General features: G+C 68.2%; 19 protein-coding genes. 4 read left to right on the top strand and 15 right to left on the bottom strand.

What is annotated here, in order from left to right; all coding sequences use genetic code 11:
• Positions 1-35 precede the first annotated feature (35 nt).
• Both ggt and BW990_RS03985 read right to left on the bottom strand, forming a co-directional pair.
• Positions 36-1,826 carry a gamma-glutamyltransferase gene (gene ggt / locus BW990_RS03990; RefSeq protein ID WP_076445312.1) on the bottom strand — a complete coding sequence of 597 codons (1,791 nt, stop codon included), beginning with the start codon at positions 1,824-1,826 and terminating at the stop codon, positions 36-38.
• A gap of 185 nt (positions 1,827-2,011) precedes the next feature.
• A complete protein-coding gene (locus BW990_RS03985) occupies positions 2,012-2,998 on the bottom strand; it encodes a 2-hydroxyacid dehydrogenase (RefSeq protein ID WP_076445310.1) in 987 nt (328 codons plus the stop codon).
• A gap of 86 nt (positions 2,999-3,084) precedes the next feature.
• On the opposite strand from BW990_RS03985, the gene BW990_RS03980 reads away from it, so the two are divergent.
• A complete protein-coding gene (locus BW990_RS03980) occupies positions 3,085-3,606 on the top strand; it encodes an SH3 domain-containing protein (protein WP_076445308.1) in 522 nt (173 codons plus the stop codon).
• Positions 3,607-3,689: 83 nt separating this feature from the next.
• On the opposite strand, the gene BW990_RS03975 is transcribed toward BW990_RS03980, so the two are convergent.
• The 8 genes from BW990_RS03975 to BW990_RS03940 all read right to left on the bottom strand — a co-directional run bounded on the left by BW990_RS03975 (position 3,690) and on the right by BW990_RS03940 (position 12,078).
• Complete coding sequence (locus tag BW990_RS03975; protein WP_076445307.1) at positions 3,690-4,754, bottom strand: Hint domain-containing protein; 1,065 nt, start codon at positions 4,752-4,754, stop codon at positions 3,690-3,692.
• 160 nt (positions 4,755-4,914) lie between these two features.
• A complete protein-coding gene (locus BW990_RS03970; RefSeq protein WP_083950467.1) occupies positions 4,915-5,862 on the bottom strand; it encodes a lipid A-modifier LpxR family protein in 948 nt (315 codons plus the stop codon).
• 123 nt (positions 5,863-5,985) lie between these two features.
• Positions 5,986-6,348 carry a Na+/H+ antiporter subunit G gene (locus BW990_RS03965; protein ID WP_076445303.1) on the bottom strand — a complete coding sequence of 121 codons (363 nt, stop codon included), beginning with the start codon at positions 6,346-6,348 and terminating at the stop codon, positions 5,986-5,988.
• Positions 6,345-6,632 carry a K+/H+ antiporter subunit F gene (locus tag BW990_RS03960; protein WP_076445301.1) on the bottom strand — a complete coding sequence of 96 codons (288 nt, stop codon included), beginning with the start codon at positions 6,630-6,632 and terminating at the stop codon, positions 6,345-6,347. Before BW990_RS03960 ends, BW990_RS03965 begins: the two co-directional genes overlap by 4 nt.
• The gene (locus BW990_RS03955; protein ID WP_076445299.1) at positions 6,629-7,153 is read right to left on the bottom strand and encodes a Na+/H+ antiporter subunit E; all 525 of its coding nucleotides are present in this window, start codon (positions 7,151-7,153) and stop codon (positions 6,629-6,631) included. The genes BW990_RS03960 and BW990_RS03955 overlap by 4 nt, the downstream gene beginning before the upstream one ends.
• Before the next feature lie 2 nt (positions 7,154-7,155).
• Positions 7,156-8,853: a monovalent cation/H+ antiporter subunit D gene (locus tag BW990_RS03950; RefSeq protein ID WP_076445297.1), complete on the bottom strand. Its 1,698-nt coding sequence runs from the start codon at positions 8,851-8,853 to the stop codon at positions 7,156-7,158.
• Entirely contained in the window at positions 8,850-9,218 is a 369-nt protein-coding gene (locus BW990_RS03945; RefSeq protein WP_076445295.1) for a Na+/H+ antiporter subunit C, read from the bottom strand. Before BW990_RS03945 ends, BW990_RS03950 begins: the two co-directional genes overlap by 4 nt.
• A 1-nt stretch (position 9,219) precedes the next feature.
• A complete protein-coding gene (locus BW990_RS03940; RefSeq protein WP_076445293.1) occupies positions 9,220-12,078 on the bottom strand; it encodes a monovalent cation/H+ antiporter subunit A in 2,859 nt (952 codons plus the stop codon).
• 367 nt (positions 12,079-12,445) lie between these two features.
• Here BW990_RS03940 and BW990_RS03935 point away from each other — a divergent pair, with 367 nt between their 5' ends.
• The 3 genes from BW990_RS03935 to BW990_RS21735 are packed head-to-tail and all read left to right on the top strand — an operon-like array spanning position 12,446 to position 14,688.
• The gene (locus BW990_RS03935) at positions 12,446-13,378 is read left to right on the top strand and encodes a sulfurtransferase (RefSeq protein ID WP_076445291.1); all 933 of its coding nucleotides are present in this window, start codon (positions 12,446-12,448) and stop codon (positions 13,376-13,378) included.
• A gap of 12 nt (positions 13,379-13,390) precedes the next feature.
• Positions 13,391-14,521, top strand: coding sequence for a YeeE/YedE family protein (locus BW990_RS03930; protein ID WP_076446316.1), 1,131 nt, complete (start codon positions 13,391-13,393; stop codon positions 14,519-14,521).
• Positions 14,518-14,688, top strand: coding sequence for a hypothetical protein (locus BW990_RS21735; RefSeq protein WP_159441602.1), 171 nt, complete (start codon positions 14,518-14,520; stop codon positions 14,686-14,688). The genes BW990_RS03930 and BW990_RS21735 overlap by 4 nt, the downstream gene beginning before the upstream one ends.
• Before the next feature lie 64 nt (positions 14,689-14,752).
• On the opposite strand, the gene BW990_RS03925 is transcribed toward BW990_RS21735, so the two are convergent.
• The 5 genes from BW990_RS03925 to BW990_RS03905 are packed head-to-tail and all read right to left on the bottom strand — an operon-like array spanning position 14,753 to position 19,640.
• The gene (locus tag BW990_RS03925; protein ID WP_076445289.1) at positions 14,753-16,273 is read right to left on the bottom strand and encodes a class I adenylate-forming enzyme family protein; all 1,521 of its coding nucleotides are present in this window, start codon (positions 16,271-16,273) and stop codon (positions 14,753-14,755) included.
• A 36-nt stretch (positions 16,274-16,309) separates the two neighbouring features.
• Complete coding sequence (locus tag BW990_RS03920) at positions 16,310-17,299, bottom strand: NAD(P)H-dependent flavin oxidoreductase (RefSeq protein ID WP_076445287.1); 990 nt, start codon at positions 17,297-17,299, stop codon at positions 16,310-16,312.
• Entirely contained in the window at positions 17,296-18,084 is a 789-nt protein-coding gene (locus BW990_RS03915; RefSeq protein ID WP_076445285.1) for an oxepin-CoA hydrolase, alternative type, read from the bottom strand. Before BW990_RS03915 ends, BW990_RS03920 begins: the two co-directional genes overlap by 4 nt.
• On the bottom strand, positions 18,081-18,506 hold the full coding sequence (locus BW990_RS03910) for a PaaI family thioesterase (RefSeq protein WP_076445283.1): 426 nt from the start codon (positions 18,504-18,506) through the stop codon (positions 18,081-18,083). The genes BW990_RS03915 and BW990_RS03910 overlap by 4 nt, the downstream gene beginning before the upstream one ends.
• 3 nt (positions 18,507-18,509) lie before the next feature.
• A complete protein-coding gene (locus BW990_RS03905; RefSeq protein WP_076445281.1) occupies positions 18,510-19,640 on the bottom strand; it encodes an acyl-CoA dehydrogenase family protein in 1,131 nt (376 codons plus the stop codon).
• Positions 19,641-19,687 lie beyond the last annotated feature (47 nt).

Below are 19,687 nucleotides of genomic sequence, written 5' to 3'. Positions count from 1 at the left end.
GCGGTTGGGCGCGGCTCGACAAGGCCGCGCGGGCCTCACTGCCCGAGCGCGATGCCTTCGCGGCGGGGATCGGCGCCGCCCAGAAGCCCGTCCGGCCCGACCGAGATCGCGTGGATGCCCGAGGTCAGGTCGCGGATGTTGACCTCGTAGCCCATCGCCTCGAGCGCGGGCTGCAGGTCGGCCATGGCCGTGCCCTCCTCCAGATCGAAGGCGCCGAAGCGGTTCACCCCATGGGGCATGGCCGCCGCCGCCTGTACGTCCATCCCCCAGTCGAGATGCGCGAGCACGGTCTGCGCCACGTAGCCGATGATCCGGCTGCCGCCCGGCGAGCCCACGACAAGGATCGGCGCGCCGTCGCGGCGCACGATGGTCGGGGCCATGGACGAGCGCGGACGCTTGCCGGGCTCCACGCGGTTGGCGATGGGCACACCGTCGGCATGGCTGCGGAAGGAGAAATCCGTGAGCTCGTTGTTCAGCAGGAAGCCGTTGGTCATCAGCCGCGAACCGAAGCCGTTCTCGATCGTGGTGGTCATCGACAACGCGTTGCCCATCCCGTCGACGATGGAGATATGCGAGGTCGAGGGAAACTCGAGGCTCTCGTCATCCGCCCAGAGCTGGGCGTGGTCCCATTGCGGATTGCCCGGCGCCACCTCCGGCAGCGCGTCGTCACCCGCGAGAAGCGCCGCACGCTCGGCGAGATAGGCGGGATCCACAAGCCCCGCGGTGGGCATGGGCACGAAGTCGCTGTCGGCCATGTAGCGGCCCCGGTCGGCGAAGGCCAAGCGCGAGGCATCGCCGATCTGCCGCCAGGTCTCGGCCGCCATGGGCTCGCCGGGCTCGAGCGTGTCGAGCATGCCGAGGATCTGCCCCACGGTCAGCGCGCCGGACGAGGGCGGGCCCATGCCGCAGACCTCGGCACCGCGAAAGGGCGCGCAGACGGCGGGCCGTTCCTTCACGCGGTAGAGTGCGAGGTCGAGCGTCTCCATCACGCCGGCATTGCCCTCCACCGATTGCACGGTCGCGACGATATCCTCGGCGATGGCGCCGGTATAAAAGGCGTCCGGGCCTTCTTCGGCGAGACGGCGCAGCACGGCGGCGTAATCGAGGTTCACCAGCGTGTCGCCCGCCGCAATGGCGGTGCCGCCGGGCAGGAAATAGGCCGCCGTCGCCTCGAAGCGCGACAGCCGCTCGGCATCGCCTTCCACGAGCTGCGCGAGGCGCGGCGAGACCGGGAAGCCGCCCTCGGCCAGTTCGATCCCGCGCGTGAAAAGCCCGGCCCATTCGGCCTGCCCCCAGCGGTCATGCGCGGCCTTCAGCAGCGCGGGCGTGCCCGGCACCCCGACCGACTTGCCGCCGACCACCGCATCGAAGAACTCCAACGGCTCGCCCGTCTCGTCCTGGAACAGCGTCGGGGTGGCGGCGAGCGGCGCGGTCTCGCGGCCATCGAGCGTGGTGATCTCGCCCGAGGCGCCATCGTGCCAGACAAGGAAGGCACCCCCTCCGAGGCCGGAGCTTTGCGGCTCGACCAGCCCGAGGACGACCTGTGCGGCGATCATCGCATCGGCGGCGGTGCCGCCTGCGGCCAGCACATCGGCGCCCGCCGCGACCGCATGGGGATTGGCGGCGGCGATCATCCAGTCCTGCGCCGCGACGGGCTGTCCGGCGGCCTTGGCATCGAGAGCCGCGGCGACCGCGGGCGAGATCGCGGCGAAGCCCGCGGCATCGGTGGTCGTGGCGGCCTCGGTGGTGACGGCATCGGCGGCCTGCTGGGCAAAAACGGTGGCGGGCAGGAACAACGCGGCGAGACAAAGAGAGGAACGCAACATGGGAAAGGTCCTTTCGCAGAATCGAATGCAGCCTAGCGTAGCATGGCCCCTGCCCGTGCCCGCGCGGAAAAAACCTTTTGCATGCGAAAGGTTTTTTCTTTTATTAACAGGCGTTTAGATTTGGATGCCGGGGCGTGCGCGGGGCTGTGCGCGGGGGTTCGCTGCCGCTTTGCCCTGCACAGGGATCAGAGCATCGCCGGCACGACCTGATCGGGCGGGCGGTGCCCGTCGGCGAAGGTCTTGACGTTGATGATGACCTTCTCGCCCATCTCCTCGCGGCCCTCGCGGGTGGCCGAGCCCATATGGGGCAGGAGCACCACGTTGGGCAGATCGCGCAGTTCGGGGTTGATGTCGGTGCCGTGCTCGTAGACGTCGAGCCCCGCCCCGGCGAGTTCGCCCGCGCGCAGCATGCGCGCCAGCGCGTTCTCGTCCACGACCTCGCCGCGCGAGGTGTTCACGATCACCGCGTCGGGCTTCATCAGCTTCAGCCGCCGGGCATTCATCAGATGGAAGGTCGAGGGCGTGTGCGGGCAGTTGATCGACAGCACGTCCATGCGCGCGGCCATCTGGTCGAGGCTGTCCCAGTAGGTGGCCTCGAGCGCGGCCTCGGTTTCGGGGCGCAGGCGGCGGCGGTTGTGGTAATGGACCTGCATGCCGAAGGCCCGCGCGCGCTTGGCGACCGCCTGCCCGATCCGGCCCATGCCGAGAATGCCGAGACGGCGGCCGCCCAAGCGACCGCCCAGGAACGCCGTCGGCGCCCAGCCCTGCCAGGCGCCCGATTGCATCGTCGCGAAGCCCTCGGGCATGCGGCGCGTCACGGCGAGCATCAGCGCCATGGTCATGTCGGCGGTGTCGTCGGTCACGACGCCGGGCGTGTTCGAGACGAGGATGCCGCGCGACCGGGCGGTGTCGACGTCGATGTGATCGACGCCCGCGCCGTAATTCGCGATGAGCTTGAGGTTCGGCCCCGCCTGCCCGATCAGACCGGCATCGAGCCGGTCGGTGACGGTGGGCACGAGCACGTCCGCCTCCTGCATCGCGGCGGCGAGATCGGCCCGGCTCATGGGGGTGTCGTCGTCGCGCAGGCGGACGTCGAAAAGCTCCGACAGGCGCGTCTCGACAGAGTCCGGCAAACGTCGCGTGACGACAACACTCAGACGTTTTGACGGCATGCTCGGCCTCCCGGTTCTTCCAAAGATCGGCGTTTCGGGGCAGAGTGTCGTAACTCCGGACGGGGCACAAGAACCCCGCCGAAAAAATGCAGGCAGACATCATGTTGAGATCCTTGAAGGCCTTGGCTCTGGCGCTTGTGGTGGGCGGCGCGCCGATCGCCGCCGATGCCGCCTCGGACGGGCGCGGCCCGGTAACGAACCTGCCACTGCCGCGCTTCGTGTCGATGAAGGCGGCGGAGGGCAACGTGCGGCGGGGACCGTCGCTGTCGCACCGGATCGACTGGGTCTATGTGCGCCGCGACATGCCGCTCGAGATCACCGCGGAATATGGCCATTGGCGCCGCGTGCGGGACCGCGACGGGGCGGGCGGCTGGCTGCATTACGCGCTGTTGTCGGGATCGCGCACGGTCATCGTCGAGAAGGACCGGCTGGTCGTGCTGGCCCGCCCGGTGCCGGACGCGCCGGGGGTGGCGGAGTTCGGGCTGGGAGTGATCGCGGCGCTTGGCAAATGCCTGCCCGACTGGTGCGAAATCGAGGCCGGGGGACATTCCGGCTGGGCGCCGAAATCCGCGCTGTGGGGTGTAGGACGGGACGAGCTGCGCGACTGACCGCGCGGCGGGCTCGGGGCGCGCCGGGCCGAAAGCGGCGCGGGCCGCGATCGGGCTGAGACCGGGACGCGATCAGGCCCCGATCAGGCCGCGTCGTGCAGGAGGATCGCCGCCTCGGAGGCGGTGAGATTGCGCCGCGCGGTGGCCCCGTATCCCATCGGGTTCGTTTCCACATAGGGCACCAGCTTGCGGAGCCGCGCGCGGTCTTCGGGATCGAGCGTGTCGAGCTGCGTCTCGCCGGGGTGGAAACTCTCGGATTCGACGCCGTTGGCGAAGAGCACCTCGTGGCGCGGCAACATCAGGTGGATATAGGTCACCTCCTTGACCTGCCCGTCGGCGATGATCGAGCGGTCATTGACCAGATCGCAGGCCGAGACGAGCACCTCCTCGGTGTTGAAGAGCGACCGCGCGGCGCCGCCGCGGAAGAGGATGCGGTGCTGGGGCGAGACGAGCAATTCCTCGTCCGGGCGTTCGACCCCGAAGGCCCCTGCGCGGATCCGCACCGGCCGGAGTGCCGGCAGCGCGAAAAGCCGCGCACCGGTCATCCGGCGACTACCGATCCAGCAGATCTCCTGCAGTCCGTTATCCTTGGTCTGGACCATGTCGCCTTCGCGCAGGTCCTCGACGGCGACGCTGCCATGGGCCACGCGGATGCGGGTGCCCTTGGTGAAGCAGATCACGCCCGAGCCCAGCCGCGATTGCGGATCGGTCACGGTCAGGTCCACGTTGTGATGGACCAGCCAGAGATCGGTGTCGCGCGGCGGCACATCGTCCACGAACATCAACAGCGGCGGGCTGTCGGAGCCCATGTGGATGACGGTGACGGTGAAGCTCTTGACGCCGTCGGTGACGACGAAGCTCTGGTCGGTGATCGGGTGATCGACCTCGACCTCGAAAGGATCCCTGGCGCCGATCAGCGCCGCGCCCACGAACTTGCGCACCATGCGCGCCGCGCGCTTGCGGAGAAATGCGTCGTCATCCGCCCGATCCAACATCAGGAGAGAGTTCGGACCATCCACCCGAACTGCCTCGCCGTGCCAGGACCATGCCGCCCCGATGGTCAGCGAAGCGAGCGGTGCCGCCTGCAACCCATCGATACCCGTTTGCGACCAGGAGATGACGAACGTGCCACGATAGCCCGTTCCCATGCCTGTATGTCTGCCTCTGTTTTTTTATTGCGTTAAGAACTACCAGAAAGCTCTTGATCGGAATAGAAAAAATGCAGTCAGACCGGGAATCGGGGCGTTGTTGACCCCAGGTCAGTTGTGGTTTTGCAACATTTTCGCAGGGAAAATCTGACTTTCACAATCAGAAATTGTACTTGATCCGCGCCGATCCAAGGAACTGGCCTTCGGGCTGGCCCTCGAATTCCTCGCTCAGATAGGTCACGCCGTATTGCACGCCCCAGGCCTCGCCCTGCCAGTTGAGACCGGCGCGCAGGCGGGTGCGGGTCTCCTCGAGGTCGGGGCCGCGATCGTCGGGCAGGTAGACACTGCTGGCGACCTGCGCCACGTCCGCGCCGAGATAGAGGCTGGTGCCCACCGGGTCCTTGGTGACCACCTGGTAGCGCGTGCCGGTCACCGGATCGCGCGCCAGAAGCTCGCCGACGCCGAATTGTCCGAAGGTCACGTCGACGCCGACGCGCGCCAGAGTCTCGGCCCCCCAGCGCAGTTCGGTGAAGGGGCGCAGGTTGCCGGAGGCGCCGAAGGCGATCTGCCGACCGGCCTCGGCCACGAGCGTGGGGTGGAACCCGTCCTCGACCTGTTCGTCGGTCACGTCGTCACCCGGGCGCACGATGTTCAGAAGGTCGTGCAGCATGTCCTGGAAATCGTCGAGGCGGGTCTGCGGTCCGGTCATCACCAGATCGCCCCCGAGCGCGACTTCCGTGCCGCCCCGGGTGAAATGGGTGTGCAGCCCCAGCGACAGGCTGCCCGCATAGAGCCGGTCGTCGGGGTTGAAGTCGCGCAGGTTCGCCGGGGCGATGATCTGCCCGTTGAAGCGCAGTTCCAGCAGATCGCCGGGCCGCGCGGGCGCCTGCCCGTCCCAGCCATAGCCCCAGACGCGACTGGAGACGACGTTGCCGGTCTGCCAGCGGTCCTTCAGCTCTCCGGCGGAATCGTTCACGATCAGGCGGCCATAGCCGATCTGCGTGCGGTCCTGCGCCGCGCCGGCATCCGGCAGAAGGGTTGCGCCGAAAAGAACCGCAAAGGCCGCCACAGCGCGACACGCCGCGTGGAAGAGGTTTGGTGATGTCATCGAACCTGCTCGCTCGAGGTATATACTTGTTTTTTGCAAGTATTAGGCGAGCATGGCCCCTCCGCCAAGCGGGGAATTGCACAATCGTGCGGTCATGGCCCGGGGGCCACAACCGGGCTTGGCCTAGCTTGCGGGACCGTCGCTGGGCCCGAGCGTCGCCCAGGACGTGTCCTCGGGCGGCGGCGGCGGCGTCTCGCAGCGCTTGCGGTGGATGTTCACCTTAGAGATGAAATGCGCCGAGATCGGTGCGGTCACGAACAGGAAGGCCACGATCAGCACCTCGTGGACCGAATTGCCGCCGGTGGCGAAGGAATGCAGGATCGACGCGGTGATGAGCGCGCCGACGCCCAGCGTGCCGGCCTTGGTGGGCGCGTGCAGCCGCTTCATCGGATCGTCGAGCTTCAGAAGCCCGTAGGAGCCCACAAGGGTGAAGATCGCGCCGATGATCAGCGTGACGGCGGTGAGGATTTCCAGAACCGTGCTCATTCGATGATATCCCCCCGCAGGATGAACCGCGCATAGGCGACGGTCGACACGAAGCCCAGCATGGCGAAGATCAGCGCCGCCTCGAAATAGACCTCGGAGCCCTGCGCGATGCCCAGAAGCACGATGAGGCCGATGGCGTTGATGACCATCGTGTCGAGCGCGAGGATGCGGTCGCCGTTGCCGGGGCCGATCACAAGGCGGACCATCGCCATGACCTGGCTGACCGAGACCGACAGGATCGCGATCAGAAGGCTCCATTCGAAAAGACCGGTGGGCAGGATCATTCGAAAATCTCCTTCAGTCGGCGTTCGTAACGCTCCTTGATCTCGTAGCGCACGGCTTCGGGGCTTTCGGCGTCGAGGGCATGGACCAGAAGGCTGTGGCCCTCGTCCGAGAGATCGGCCGACACCGTGCCCGGCGTCAGCGTGATCGTCCCGGCCAGGACGGTGATCGCCTCGGGCTTGCGCAAATCGAGCGGGATCGTCACCCAGGTGGAGCGCATGTCGGCATTGCGCTTGGTCATCACGATCCAGGCCACGGCAATATTGGCCACGATGATGTCCCAGATCACGAGGCCGATATAGGCGATCATCTTGCCCGCCCGGAACCCGGTCGGCACGTTCGGCCAGTAGGGATAGGTGAAGAACGGGATCAGGATTCCGAGGATCGTGCCCAGCACGAGGCTGTTCAGGGTGAAGGAATTGGCGATCACCAGCCAGACGATCACCAGGAGGATCGTCAGGAGCGGATGCGGGAACAGCCGGCGCAGGAGGCTCGGGCGGTCGGTATCGTCGGATGTCGCCATGATCAGTGTCCCTCCCCTGTGCCGGACGTCGCGGCGCCGGTGGCGTCTTCGGTGGCCTCATCGGTGGCGCCGTAGCCTTCCTCCGACTTGCCGCCCTTGTCCTTCTTGTAGCCGAGCGCGTTGCCGCCTTCCTTGATCTCCTTGCCCTCGGTGCCGAGGACCACGGAAATGTAGGGCTCCTGGTCGAAAAGCTGCGCCGAGGTCGCGCGGAAATGCGCGGTGATCGGCCCAGCGAAAGCGGTATGCGCCACGATCAGCGCAACCAGCCCGCCGATGGCCACCACCGGCAGGACCGGCAGGCTTTGCGGGACGGGCGCGGGCTTGGTCTCGACATTGTCCATCTCGGTGCGCGGATCGTCGTGATCCGCCGCGATCTGGCGGCTTTTCCAGAAGACGATGCTGCCCGCGCGGGCAAAGCCCACCACGGCGATGAGCGAGGAGCCGAGGATGATCGCCCAGGCCCAGACCACGAGCGGGCTGTCATAGGTCGCATCGAGGATCAGCAGCTTGCCGAGGAACCCCGAGAGCGGCGGCAGACCGGTCATCGAAATGGCCGCCACGAAGAACAGCCCGGCGATCATCGCGTTTCCGGGCAGCGGCATCGACGCGTAAAGCCGCAGCCCCGCGCCGCCGCGATGGCTGAGCACCAGATCGACGATCAGGAAGAGCGCCGCCGTGGCCAGCGTCGAATGCACGATGTAGTAGAGCCCCGCGCTGATCCCCGCCTCGGTGAAGACCGAAATGCCGATCGTGACCATGCCCATCGAGCCGATGACCGAGAAGGCCACGAGCCGGTCCATGCGCCAAGCGCCGAGCACGCCGATCATGCCGATGGCAAGGCCGATCATGCCCACCGGCAGGAGCCACCAGCCGTGCAGCCCCGCCGTCAGTTCCAGGTCCGGCGGGAAGATCAGCGTGTAGCTGCGCAGGATCGAATAGGCGCCCACCTTGGTCATGATCGCGAAGAGTGCTGCCACCGGGCCTGGCGCCTCGGCATAGGAGGAGGGCAGCCAGAAATGCACCGGCGCGATGGCGGCCTTGATCGCGAAGACGAGGATCAGAAGCACCGCGGCGACGCGGATGCCGGCGCTGTCCTCGGCCGGGATCATCGCCACGCGGGCCGCGAGATCGGCCATGTTGAGCGTCCCGGTCTGGGCATAGAGCGCGCCCAGCGCGAAGAGGAACAGCGTCGAGCCCAAGAGGTTGTAGAGCACGTATTGCGTGCCCGCCTTCAGCCGCTTGGCCCCGCCGCCATGGATCATCAGGCCGTAGGAGGCGATGAGCAGCACCTCGAAGAAGACGAAGAGGTTGAAGAGGTCGCCCGTCAGGAACGCGCCGTTGATGCCCATGATCTGGAACTGGAAAAGCGCGTGGAAATGCCGCCCGCGTTTGTCCCAATCGGTGCCGATGGCATAGAGCAGCACCGCCACGGCCAGTATGCCGGTCAGCACCAGCATCGTCGTGGCGAGCCGGTCGGCCACCAGCACGATGCCGAAGGGCGCGGCCCAGTTGCCGAGCTGGTAGATCGAGAGCGTGCCGTCGAAGGCCTGCCAGAAGAGCCCGATGGAGACCGCGAGGCTCGCCAGCGTGCCCGCGACCGAGGCCACGCGCTGGATGTCGCGGTGATAGCGCGCCGCGAGGATCACGAAGGAGGCAAGCATCGCCGGGATGATGATGGGCAGGACGATCCAGTGGGTCATTTCTGCGCCTCCCCGTCCGCGCGGGGCGCGGGCTGCGCATCCGGCAGCGTGTCGTTCACCCGGTCGTCATCGCCGCTGAGATAGGCGCCGAGGGCGATCACCACGACCACGGCGGTCATGCCGAAGGAGATCACGATCGCCGTCAGCACAAGCGCCTGCGGCAGCGGATCGGCATAGGTGTCGATCCCGTCGCGCAGGATCGGGGCCGCGCCGAGGGTCAGGCGGCCGCTGGCAAAAAGGAAGACGTTGACCGCATAGGTCAAGAGCCCGATCCCGAGGATGACCGGGAAGGTCCTGAGCCGCATCACGAGAAAGAGGCCCGCGGCGGTCAGGATGCCGATGGCACTGGCGACAAGCATTTCCATGTCAGGCGCCTCCCTCGGTCCGGGTGTCGCGGGACGGGTCGATATCCATGGGATACTCCGAATCCGGCATGTCGGCCCGCCGCGCGAGCCTCGAGAAACTTTCGAGCGACAGCATCACCGCGCCGACGACGGCGAGGAACACGCCCACATCGAAGAAGAGCGCCGAGGCCACCTCGAAGGCCTCGAGCCCGGGCAGCTTCACGTAGCCGAAGCTGGATGTCAGGAACTCCGTGCCGGTGAACCAGGCGCCGATTCCGGTCAGGCCCGCGACCAGAACGCCCGACCCGATGATGCCGTGATAGGGATAGCGCTGGCGCGCCGAGGCCCAGGCAAAGCCCGACGCCATGTATTGCATCACCACCGCAACGGCGACGACGAGGCCCGCGATGAAACCGCCGCCGGGCTCGTTATGGCCACGCAGGAAGATGTAGATGCCGACCATCAGCGCGAGCGGCATGATGACCCGGGTCATCACCACCATCATCAGCGGGTGCCGGTCGCCGGAAAGCGGCTTGTCGGGCGTGCGGTTGAGCAGCCGGGCGCGCACCGGACCGAAGAGCAGCGTCTCGGTCAGCGCGTAGATCACCAGCGCTGCGATGCCGAGGACGATGATCTCGCCGAAGGTGTCGAAGCCCCGGAAATCCACCAGGATCACGTTGACGACGTTGGTGCCGCCGCCGCCGAGATAGGAATTCTCGAGGTGATAGCCCGAAATCGGCGGCGCGATGGCCGAGCCGGTGAGCAGGTGGTAGGCCAGAAGGCCCGCGCCAAGCCCGCCCAGGACCGCGACGCCGCCATCGAAGACCCGCTGCATCGCGGTGCTTTCCTTCGGCGTGAAATCGGGCAGGAAATTCAGCGCGAGCAGCATCAGGATGATCGTCACCACCTCGACCGAGATCTGTGTCATGGCGAGATCGGGCGCCGAGAAGAAGGCAAAGCCCACCGACACCATCGTGCCGACGATCCCCATCAGGATCAGCGCGATCAGGCGGTTGTGGTGGAACATGACCAGCGCACCGGCCGCCGCGACCAGCATGACCCAGCCCGCGCTCGGCGCGAAGCCCGGCCATTCGCCCATCGCCATGGGCTGCGCCGTCTGCCCGGTCATCCAGGCATGGCCCGCCGCCGCGACGATGGTCAGCGCGAGGATCGCCGCGTAGCGGGTGAAGGCGCCGTCGTGGAAGGCGCCCGTGAGGACGCGCGCAAGGCTGAGCGCCCCGGCGATCACAGCCTCGAAGATGGTCTTGGCCTCGGGGCGGGGGGCGGCGTCCCAGCCCGCCTGGAAGGGCCGGTGCAGCGCCAGCAGGATCAGACCGCCCACCACCGCGACCGCCGACATCATCAGCGGCACGTTCACGCCGTGCCAGATCGCGAGGTGATAGGTGGGCACCTCGGCCACATTGCCGAGCACCGCGCCGGTGACGAATTTCACGAAGGGCTCCACCGCGAAAGGCAGGATGCCGATGCCGATCACCAAAGCCGCGAGGAAGGCGGGCGGCAGCCACATTCCGGGATTGGGATCGTGCGGATGCGCCGGGTAATCGTCGCGCTTGGGCCCGAGGAAGGTATGCCCGATGAAGCGGAAGGAATAGGCCGCCGAGAAGAGCGCGCCGAAGGTCGCGAGCGCGGGCACCAGCCAATAGGGTCCGTAAAGCTCGGTCGAGAGCGCCTCCTTCAGCATCATCTCCTTCGAGATGAAGCCGTTCATCAGCGGAATGCCCGCCATCGACAGCGCCGCGATGATCGCGATGGTCGCGGTCACCGGCATCAGGTGGCGCAGCCCGCCCAGCCGCCGGATGTCGCGGGTATGCGCCTCATGGTCGACGATGCCCGCCGACATGAAGAGCGCGGCCTTGAAGGTCGCGTGGTTGAGAATGTGAAAGACCGCCGTCAGCACGCCGAAGGCGGTGCCGGTGCCCAGAAGCATCGTAATGAGCCCCAGATGCGACACGGTCGAGAAGGCCAGAAGCGCCTTCAGGTCATGTTTGAAGAGCGCGATCACCGCGCCGAGCACCATGGTGATGAGCCCCGCCCCGGTGACGAGGTAAAACCATTCGGGCGTGCCCGAGAGCGCCGGCCAGAGCCGCGCCATCAGGAAGATGCCCGCCTTCACCATGGTCGCCGAGTGCAGGTAGGCCGAGACCGGCGTCGGCGCGGCCATGGCGTGCGGCAGCCAGAAATGGAACGGGAATTGCGCGGATTTGGTGAAGCAGCCCAGAAGGATCAGGATCAGCGCGGGCGTGTAGAGCGGGCTGGCCTGGATCGCCTCGCGCGCCTGCAGGATGTCCGAGATCCGGTAGCTGCCCGCGATATCGCCGAGGATGAGCGCGCCACCGATCATCGCGAGCCCGCCCATGCCGGTCACGGTCAGCGCCATGCGCGCGCCCTGGCGGCCTTCGGGCAGGTGTTTCCAATAGCCGATCAGCAGGAAGGACGAGAGCGAGGTCAGCTCCCAGAAGATGAGCAGGAGCAGGATGTTGTCGGACAGCACGATGCCCACCATCGCGCCCTGGAACAGCAGCAGGTAGGTGAAGAACTCGCCCATATGGTCGTCGCGCGACAGGTAATGCCGACCGTACATGATGATCAGCGCGCCGATGCCGAGGATCAGCAGCGCGAAAAAGAAGCCCAGCGGATCGAGCCAGAGCTCGACATTGAGGCCGAGGGCGGGCAGCCATTCGACCCGTGCATACAGCGTCTCGCCGCGCCACATCTCCGGGAGCCGGGACAGAAGCCCCACCAGCGCGGTCAGCGTGACCGCGAGCGTAACTCCCGCGCAGGCCTTGCGTCCGGCCCCGTACATGAGGCCCGGCAACAGGGCCCCGAGAAATGGTAGCGCAACGATGACAAAGAGCGACACGTGATCCCCCCACTGGTCCCGATCGTGGTGCGCCCACTTGTGCGGGGTTTTTCACCGATGCTCAACCCGAAGCCGCGGACCGGACCGGCTGGCCCCCGCCGGGGCGCAGATTTTCAGCACGAAATGGTGTCGGGATCCGAAAAAGGAAGTGTGGTATTGAATGATTGGTCATTTAAAAACGGTTTTTCGGTCCGGCGGCGGCGATCGGAACGTTGTTCCGCCCCCTCCCCCGTCGGACAAATGCCCGATTATCGGGCAGTGCGGCGCGATGCGGATCGGCCCTTGCCCAAGGGCCCCGAACGCGCCACCTCCACGGCAAAGCGCGCGCGGTTTGCGGCGCCCCACGCTCAACCATGAGGTCACACCGATGAAGACGACACTTTCCGCAATCGCGCTCAGCCTCGCGGCCTGGCCCGCCTTCGCCGCGATCGAGGGCCCGCTCATCTCGGCCGCCGATCTGCAGGCCGAACTGTCCGATCCGGAGTTGCAGGTGCTCGATATCCGCGCCGGCGACGACAAGGGTTATGGCGGCGGCCATATCGCGGGCGCCGTGAACGCGCCTTACGGCTTGTTCCGCGGCCCCGAGGACAATCCGGGCCAGATGGTGCCCGCCGATGCCCTGACCGAGACGTTCCGCAGCCTCGGGCTCGAGACGGACCGGCCGGTGGTGGTGACCTACCAGGGTGCCAACGTCACCGATTTCGGCGCCGCGGCGCGGGTCTACTGGACGCTGAAATCCTCGGGCTTCGAGGAAATCGCGATCCTGAACGGCGGCATCAACGCCTGGACCGAAGCGGGCTACGCGCTGTCGAAGGACGCGGTGACGCCCGAGGCCTCGGACATCACCGTGCGCTGGGACGACAGCTGGACGGCGAGCGTCGAGGACGTGCAGGCGGCGATTTCCGGCGAGAGCGACACGCTTTTGCTCGATGCGCGGCCCGAAAGCTTCTGGAACGGCGAGCAGGCGCATCCCGCCGCCGCACAGCCGGGCACCCTGCCCCAGTCGCAGTATTTCGTGCATGACAGCTGGTTCGGCAACGGCCCGACCATCATCGACGCGAGCGCCGCGCAATCGCTGGCGGAGGAGAACGGCCTGACCGGTTCGGAGAACCTGATCTCGTTCTGCAATACCGGCCACTGGGCGGCGACCAACTGGTTCGCGCTTTCGGAACTGGCGGGGATCGAGAACGTGAAGCTCTTCCCCGAGAGCATGGTCGGCTGGTCGAATGCGGGCTACGAGATGGCCAACGTGCCCGGGCCGCTGCGCTATCTGTGGATCCAGATCAAGAACGTGTTCTGATCCATGTCGAGCGTGCAGGATACAAGCGCCGGGGCGGCCACCGCCCCGGTTTCGTCCTTTCTGACCCGGGCCGTTCTGGTCGCGGCCATGCTGGTCGCGACATTGCTGGTCGCGGGCTATGCGGGCGGGCGGTTCGGCCTGCTGCTGCTGATCGGGCTCGGCTTCGGCATCGTGCTGGAGGGGTTCCGCTTCGGCTTCGCGGGGCCGTGGCGCGCGCTCATCACCAAGCGGGATCCGCGCGGGACGCTGGCGCAGCTTCTGTCCATCGGGCTCGTGGCGCTGGTGGCCTTTCCGGTGCTGAACGGCGCGGGCGGCACGATGATCGGCGCGCATGCCCCGATCGGCTTCGCGATGATCGCGGGCGCCTTCGTCTTCGGCGCGGCGATGCAGGTGGTGATGGGCTGCGGCTCGGGCACGCTGGTGAACGCGGGATCGGGCAACCCGGTCAGCCTGCTGGCCCTGCCCTTCTTCGCATTGGGCAGTTTCGCGGGCGCCTATCACCTGCTGTGGTGGACCAATCTCGGCACGCTGCCGGTCATCGTCTTCGAGGGGATGTCCGGGCTCGCCATCACGCTCGGGCTGCTCGCGGCCGTGGCGGTCGGGCTTCTGGCGATGGCCGCGCCGGGCACGCGGGCCATCCCGCGCCGGCTGTGGATCGCCGCCGCGCTGCTGGCGGGGCTGGCGGTGCTGAACCTGCTGGTCGCGGGGCAGCCCTGGGGCGTGGTCTACGGCCTCGGCCTGTGGGCGGCGAAGGGTGCATCGGCCTTTGGCGCTGATCTCTCCGCATCGGCGTTCTGGAGCACGCCCGGCAATGTCGAGCGCGTCACCGAAAGCCTGCTGACCGACGTCACGTCGCTGACCAATCTCGGCATCATCGGCGGCGCCTTCCTGGTCGCGGTCTGGCGGTCGGGGCTGGGTCAGGGCCTGCCCGATCTGCCCGCGCGCGCCTGGATCGCGACGGTGATCGCGGGCTTTCTTCTGGGCTATTCCTCCCGGCTGGCCTTCGGCTGCAACGTGGGCGCGTTCTTTTCGGGCATCTCCACGGGCAGCCTGCATGGCTGGTCCTGGTTCGTCGCGGCCTTCGGCGGCGCCTTCGTCGGTGTCTGGTTGCGTCCGCGGCTCGGGCTGGAGGGGCGCAAATGAGAACCCGCAGACTGACCGCCGGGCTGACCATGCTGCTTCTGTTCGGACTCCTGCTGTTCGATCAGGTGCAGAGCGGCGGGCTCAACCGTTTCGACGCGCCGCCGCTCATCGCCTGGGGCAGCGGACAGGCGGCGGGCGGGGCGCATTGCGCGGCGCTGCCGCGATGATGCAGGCGAGGCGGGCGGCGGGGTTGACCGACGCCCGCATCGCCCGGCCTCGGATCGCAGGGCCTCAGGCGGTCTCGTCCAGCGCTTCGGCGAAGGTCTCCAGAAGCTTGTGCTTGAGGATCTTGCCCGTCGCCGCCGCGGGCAGCGCATCGACGATCAGGATGCGCGACGGGCGCTTGTACCCCGACAGCCGCTCGGCCACGAATCGGCCCAGCGTCTCGGCCTCCACCGCGCCCGGTGCGGTGATCTGGCAGAAGGCCAGCACCTCTTCGTTGCCGCCCGCGACCTTGCGCCCGATCACCGCCGATTGCACCACCGCCGGATGGTCGTTGAGCGCCGCCTCCACCTCGGGCGGATAGACGTTGAAGCCGCCGCGGATGATGAGCTCTTTCGAGCGCCCGACGATGTGCAGCCGGCCCTCGGCATCGAGACGCCCCAGATCGCCAGTGCGCATGAACCCGTCCGCGGTCAGCGCCTGCGCCGTGGCCTCGGGATTCTTGTAATAGCCCTTCATGATGTGCGGACCGGCGGTCAGCACCTCGCCGACGCCGGGCTCGTTGCCGACGCTCTCGTCGAGCCGGACGGTCACGCCCGGCAGCGGCGGGCCGACCGAGGTGTCGGGATCGCCGATGGCGTTGCGGGTGCCCGAGACGCCCGCCGTGGTCTCGGTCATGCCGTAGCCGTTCTGCAGGGGCAGGCCGTAGAAGGCCTCGGCCTTGCGCTTCCACGCGGGATCGAGCGGCGCCGCCCCCGAGGAGACGTAGCGCAGCCGGTCCGAGCCCAGGGTCTCATGGCCGTGCTGGGCCGCATAGGCCATCAGCACCGCGTGCATCTGCGGCACGGCGGGCAGCACGGTCGCGCCGCGCTTGAGCGCCTGGTAGAGCGCCTCGGCGGAAAAGCGGGTGGCGAGCTCCACCTGGCAGCCGGTCATGGCTGAGGCCATGAGCATCGAGGCGAGCCCGAAGACATGGGTGAGCGGCAACGCGCCGTAGACGTGATCGTCGGGCACGAGGTTGCGCAGATCGCGGCTGGCCCCGGCGGCGAAGATCAGGTTGCCATGGGTCAGCATCACGCCCTTGGGCGCGCCCGTGGTCCCGGTCGTGTAGAGGATGACGGCGACCTGGCCCGGGCCCTCCTCGACGGGCTCGGGCGCACCGCCCGGCAGGGCCGCGACATGCACATTTCCGAAGGCGGTGGCCATGGCCTGCGCGCCTGCGGCCTCGGCATGGGCCGCGGCCTCTTTCGAGACGGCGCTGGTATAGAGCGCGGCGCGCGGTTCGGCATGGGCGGCGATGCGGTCGATCTCGGCGGGCGACATACGGGCATTGACCGGCAGCGCCCAGGCGTCGAGCGCCGAGCAGGCCATGACCGTGGCGGCCACGGCAAAGCAGTTCTCGGCCACGATGAGGACGCGGTCGCCCGCGCCGACGCCCTGGGCGGCCAGCAGCGCCGCGGCCGCGTCGATGGCGGCGGCATAGCCCGCCCAATCGTACCGGGTGCCGTCGGCGTCGATCATCGCGGGGGCGGTCGGCCGTTCGGCCGCGTGACGGGCGACCATCTGGTGTATCCGGGTGACGTCTTTCATGTCTGCGCCTCCTCCCTTTGGTTGCGCATGAATGGATCAGGGCCTGAGCCGGGCCAGCGCGGTCAGCGCTTCGGCCTCGAGGCGGGCCACGATGTCGGTGAAGGGTTCGGAGCGGTCGAGCAGGCCGAGCGACTGCCCGGCCGACAGCATGCCGCGCGAGACATCGCCGGTCCGGTAGGCCTGCCGCCCGATCTTGCCCGAGACGTAGGGCATCAGCTCTTCGATGCCGATCCCGGGATTGGCGCGCTCCATCTCGGCGACGATCTCGGTCGTCTCGTTCCGGAGCGTGCGGATCGTGTTGCGGACGCTGCCCATGGTGAGCGCGGTGTCGCGTTCGCTGGCGGCAACCAGCGCCTGCTTGTAGCCGTCATGGGCCTGCACTTCCCGGGCGGCGAGAAAGCGGGTGCCGATCACGACGCCTGCCGCCCCGCCCGCAAGCGCCGCGACGATCTGGCTGCCCGCGCCGATGCCGCCGCCGATCAGGAAGGGGATGTCGAGGCGGCGTTCGGCAAGCGCGATGTTCACGAGGGAGCCCACGAGGTCCATGCCCGGATGGCCGCCGCATTCGGCGCCCACGATGGAGACCACGTCGACGCCCACGCTTTGGGCCTTCTCGGCAAAGCGGACGGAGGGGACCTTGTGGATGACCGTGACGCCCGCCTCTTTCAGCAGGGGCAGGTAGGGTTCGGGGTTGCGGCCCGCGGTCTCGACCACGTCGATGCCCTCGTCGATGACGAGGCGGAAGACGTCCTCGGTCTTCTCGCCGGGCACGAGTTTCGGCAGCATCGAGACGTTGACGCCGAAGGGCCGGCCCGGGGCCAGTGCGCGGCAGCGGGCGATCTCGGCGCGCAGGTCGTCCGGTTCGGGAAAGCTCGCGGCGGTGATGAAGGGCAGCACGCCCGCGCGGGCGGCGGCGGCGCAATATTGCGCGTCGGCAAGCCACATGAGCCCGCCCGCGACAACCGGCAGGCTCAGGTCGAAGCGCGCGGCGAGCGGCGTTGCGAGGGCGCGGTCGGCGGGGGTCATGCGCGGCCTCCGAGCTTGGTGAAATCGGGGCGGCGCTTGTCGAGGAACGCGCCGATGCCCTCGGCGGCCTCGGGCGCGGCGACGGCGGCGGCCATGGCGTCGCGCTCGGCGTCGAGCTGGTCGGCGAAGGGCTGATCGGTGCTGGCGATGAGGCGCTTGATGCGGGATTGCGTGGCCGCAGGGCCCGCGGCGATGCAGTCGGCGAGGTCCATCGCGGCGGCAAGGCTGCCGCCCTCGGCGGTCAGGCCGTTGATCGCGCCGAGCTCGGCCAGCCGTTCGGCGGGCACGGGCGTGCCCAAAAGCAGCATCTCGGAGACGAGCGCGCGCGGCAGGCGTTCGGAGAGCGTCGATGTGAGCCCGCCATCGGGGGTGAGGCCCGCCTTGACATAGGCGGCGGTGAACCTGGCCCCGCGCGCGGCGAGGACGAAATCGCAGGCGAAGGCGAAGGAGGCCCCGGCCCCGGCGGCCCCGCCTTCGACGGCGGCGATCCAGGGTACCGGGGAGGCGCGGATCGCGCGGATGAGACGGTGCAGCTCCTCGATCCGCGCTTTGCGCGCGTCCTCGGGAAGATCGCGCCGTGTGGCGAGCATGGTCAGATCGCCGCCCGCGCAGAAGAACCCGCCCTTGCCCCAGAGCGTGACCGAGGTGATACGCGGATCCTCGGCGCGCGCTGCCGCCTCGGCCAGCGTGGCGTAGAGATCGGGCGAGAGCGCGTTGCGCTTGGCCGCGTTGTCGTTCACGACCACCAGCCGGTCGCCCCGCTCCTCGAGATAGGCCAGGCTCATGCGTCGCCTCCCTCGGGCAGTTTCTCGCGCGGGACACGCTTGAAGACGCCATGCGCGGTGGCGATGAGCGTGTCGTCCGCGTCGCGCAGCTCGCCGTCGATGAAGAGCAGCGACCGCCCGCCGCCCACGACCCGCCCAGTCGCGGTGAGCGTCTGGCCCACGCGCCCCGCCGCCACGAAATTCACCGACAGCGAGACGGTGAGAAACGGCGCGCGGCCGGTCTCGTCCACCGTGAGGCTCGCCGTGGCGCCCATCGCGTTGTCGAGGATCACGCCGGCGATGCCGCCATGCAGCACGCCGTGGCGGTTCGCATGGGCCCCGGTCACGTCGAGCATGCAGCGCGCGCGGCCATCGCCCCCGCGCACATCGAGGACATAGCCGAGCGTGCGCTGCGCGCCGGTTTCACCGTGGATGAGCGTCATGGCTCAGGCCGCGCTCAGCCGGATGAAGCGTTCGAGGTGGAAATCAGAGTCGCCGAAGCGGTGATCCACCATGGTCAGGCGCTTGGCGAGGTGACCCAGTGCATATTCCTGCGTCATGCCGATGCCGCCATGCATCTGGATCGATTCCTCGGCCACGAGCCGCCCGGCCCGGCCGATGAGGTTCTTGGTGGCGCTCACGTGCCGCTCGCGCTCCGCGCGCGGGCTTTCGAGGTGCCCCGCGAGGTTGATGACGGCGGAGCGCGCCTGTTCGATCTCGATCAGCACATCGGCCATGCGGTGCTGCAGCGCCTGGAACTTGCCGATGGGCTGGCCGAACTGGCGGCGCTGCTGGAGGTAGCCGACGGTCAGCGCGCGGATGGTCTCCATCAGGCCCAGCGCCTCGGCGGAAATGGCGGCGGTGGCCCGTGCGGCGGCCTTCTCGATCGCGGGAAAGGCCTGGCCCGCCTCGCCAAGAAGCGCGTCCGCGGGGACGGTCACGTCCTCGAGGAAGACCTCGCCCGCGCGACCGCCGCCGTTCAGCGGGTAGTCGCGGATCGTGAGACCCTCCGCATCGGCGGGCACGATGAAGAGCGAGATGCCGTCCTCATCCGCCGCGTCGCCCGCGGTGCGGGCCGAGACGACGAAGGCCTCGGCGATGGCGGCGTGACCGACGACGGTCTTGGTGCCCGAGAGGGTCCAGCCGTCGCCGCCCCCGGTGGCTTTGGTCTCGACGTGGTTGAGGTCATACCGCGCGCGGGGTTCGGAATGGGCAAAGCTCAGGACCTTGCCGCCGATGATCTCCTCGATCTGGGCCTTCTGGGCGTCGGAGCCGAGCGCGGCGATGAGCCCGCCCGCGAGCACGCCGGTCTCGAGCAGCGGCTCGAAGACGCCCGCGCGGCCCATTTCCTCGAAGACCACGGTCAGATCGAAGCCCGCGCCGCCGAAGCCGCCATCGTCTTCGGAGAAAAGCGCGCCGATGACGCCCATCTCGGTGAGGCCTTCCCAGACTTTCTCGGAATGACCTGTGTCGCTGTCGGTGGCCTCGTTGAGACCCTCGGGGGTGACGTTCTCGCGCAGGTAGCGGCGCAGGCCGTCCTGCAGCATCTGGCGTTCTTCGGTGAGGTCGAAATTCATGTGTGTGTCCTCGCTGTTCGCGTGGGATGACTGTGCCGGGCAGCGCC

Source organism: Roseivivax lentus (assembly GCF_900156805.1).
Classification (GTDB): Bacteria; Pseudomonadota; Alphaproteobacteria; order Rhodobacterales; family Rhodobacteraceae; genus Roseivivax; species Roseivivax lentus.
This window is presented reverse-complemented; position numbering and strand designations above follow the sequence as displayed.

Coding starts and splice junctions, on each gene's coding strand:
- ggt (WP_076445312.1), bottom strand. CDS start 1,826: ATGTTGCGTTCCTCTCTTTGTCTCGCCGCGTTGTTCCTGCCCGCCACC.
- BW990_RS03985 (WP_076445310.1), bottom strand. CDS start 2,998: ATGCCGTCAAAACGTCTGAGTGTTGTCGTCACGCGACGTTTGCCGGAC.
- BW990_RS03980 (WP_076445308.1), top strand. CDS start 3,085: ATGCAGGCAGACATCATGTTGAGATCCTTGAAGGCCTTGGCTCTGGCG.
- BW990_RS03975 (WP_076445307.1), bottom strand. CDS start 4,754: ATGGGAACGGGCTATCGTGGCACGTTCGTCATCTCCTGGTCGCAAACG.
- BW990_RS03970 (WP_083950467.1), bottom strand. CDS start 5,862: ATGACATCACCAAACCTCTTCCACGCGGCGTGTCGCGCTGTGGCGGCC.
- BW990_RS03965 (WP_076445303.1), bottom strand. CDS start 6,348: ATGAGCACGGTTCTGGAAATCCTCACCGCCGTCACGCTGATCATCGGC.
- BW990_RS03960 (WP_076445301.1), bottom strand. CDS start 6,632: ATGATCCTGCCCACCGGTCTTTTCGAATGGAGCCTTCTGATCGCGATC.
- BW990_RS03955 (WP_076445299.1), bottom strand. CDS start 7,153: ATGGCGACATCCGACGATACCGACCGCCCGAGCCTCCTGCGCCGGCTG.
- BW990_RS03950 (WP_076445297.1), bottom strand. CDS start 8,853: ATGACCCACTGGATCGTCCTGCCCATCATCATCCCGGCGATGCTTGCC.
- BW990_RS03945 (WP_076445295.1), bottom strand. CDS start 9,218: ATGGAAATGCTTGTCGCCAGTGCCATCGGCATCCTGACCGCCGCGGGC.
- BW990_RS03935 (WP_076445291.1), top strand. CDS start 12,446: ATGAAGACGACACTTTCCGCAATCGCGCTCAGCCTCGCGGCCTGGCCC.
- BW990_RS21735 (WP_159441602.1), top strand. CDS start 14,518: ATGAGAACCCGCAGACTGACCGCCGGGCTGACCATGCTGCTTCTGTTC.
- BW990_RS03925 (WP_076445289.1), bottom strand. CDS start 16,273: ATGAAAGACGTCACCCGGATACACCAGATGGTCGCCCGTCACGCGGCC.
- BW990_RS03920 (WP_076445287.1), bottom strand. CDS start 17,299: ATGACCCCCGCCGACCGCGCCCTCGCAACGCCGCTCGCCGCGCGCTTC.
- BW990_RS03915 (WP_076445285.1), bottom strand. CDS start 18,084: ATGAGCCTGGCCTATCTCGAGGAGCGGGGCGACCGGCTGGTGGTCGTG.
- BW990_RS03910 (WP_076445283.1), bottom strand. CDS start 18,506: ATGACGCTCATCCACGGTGAAACCGGCGCGCAGCGCACGCTCGGCTAT.
- BW990_RS03905 (WP_076445281.1), bottom strand. CDS start 19,640: ATGAATTTCGACCTCACCGAAGAACGCCAGATGCTGCAGGACGGCCTG.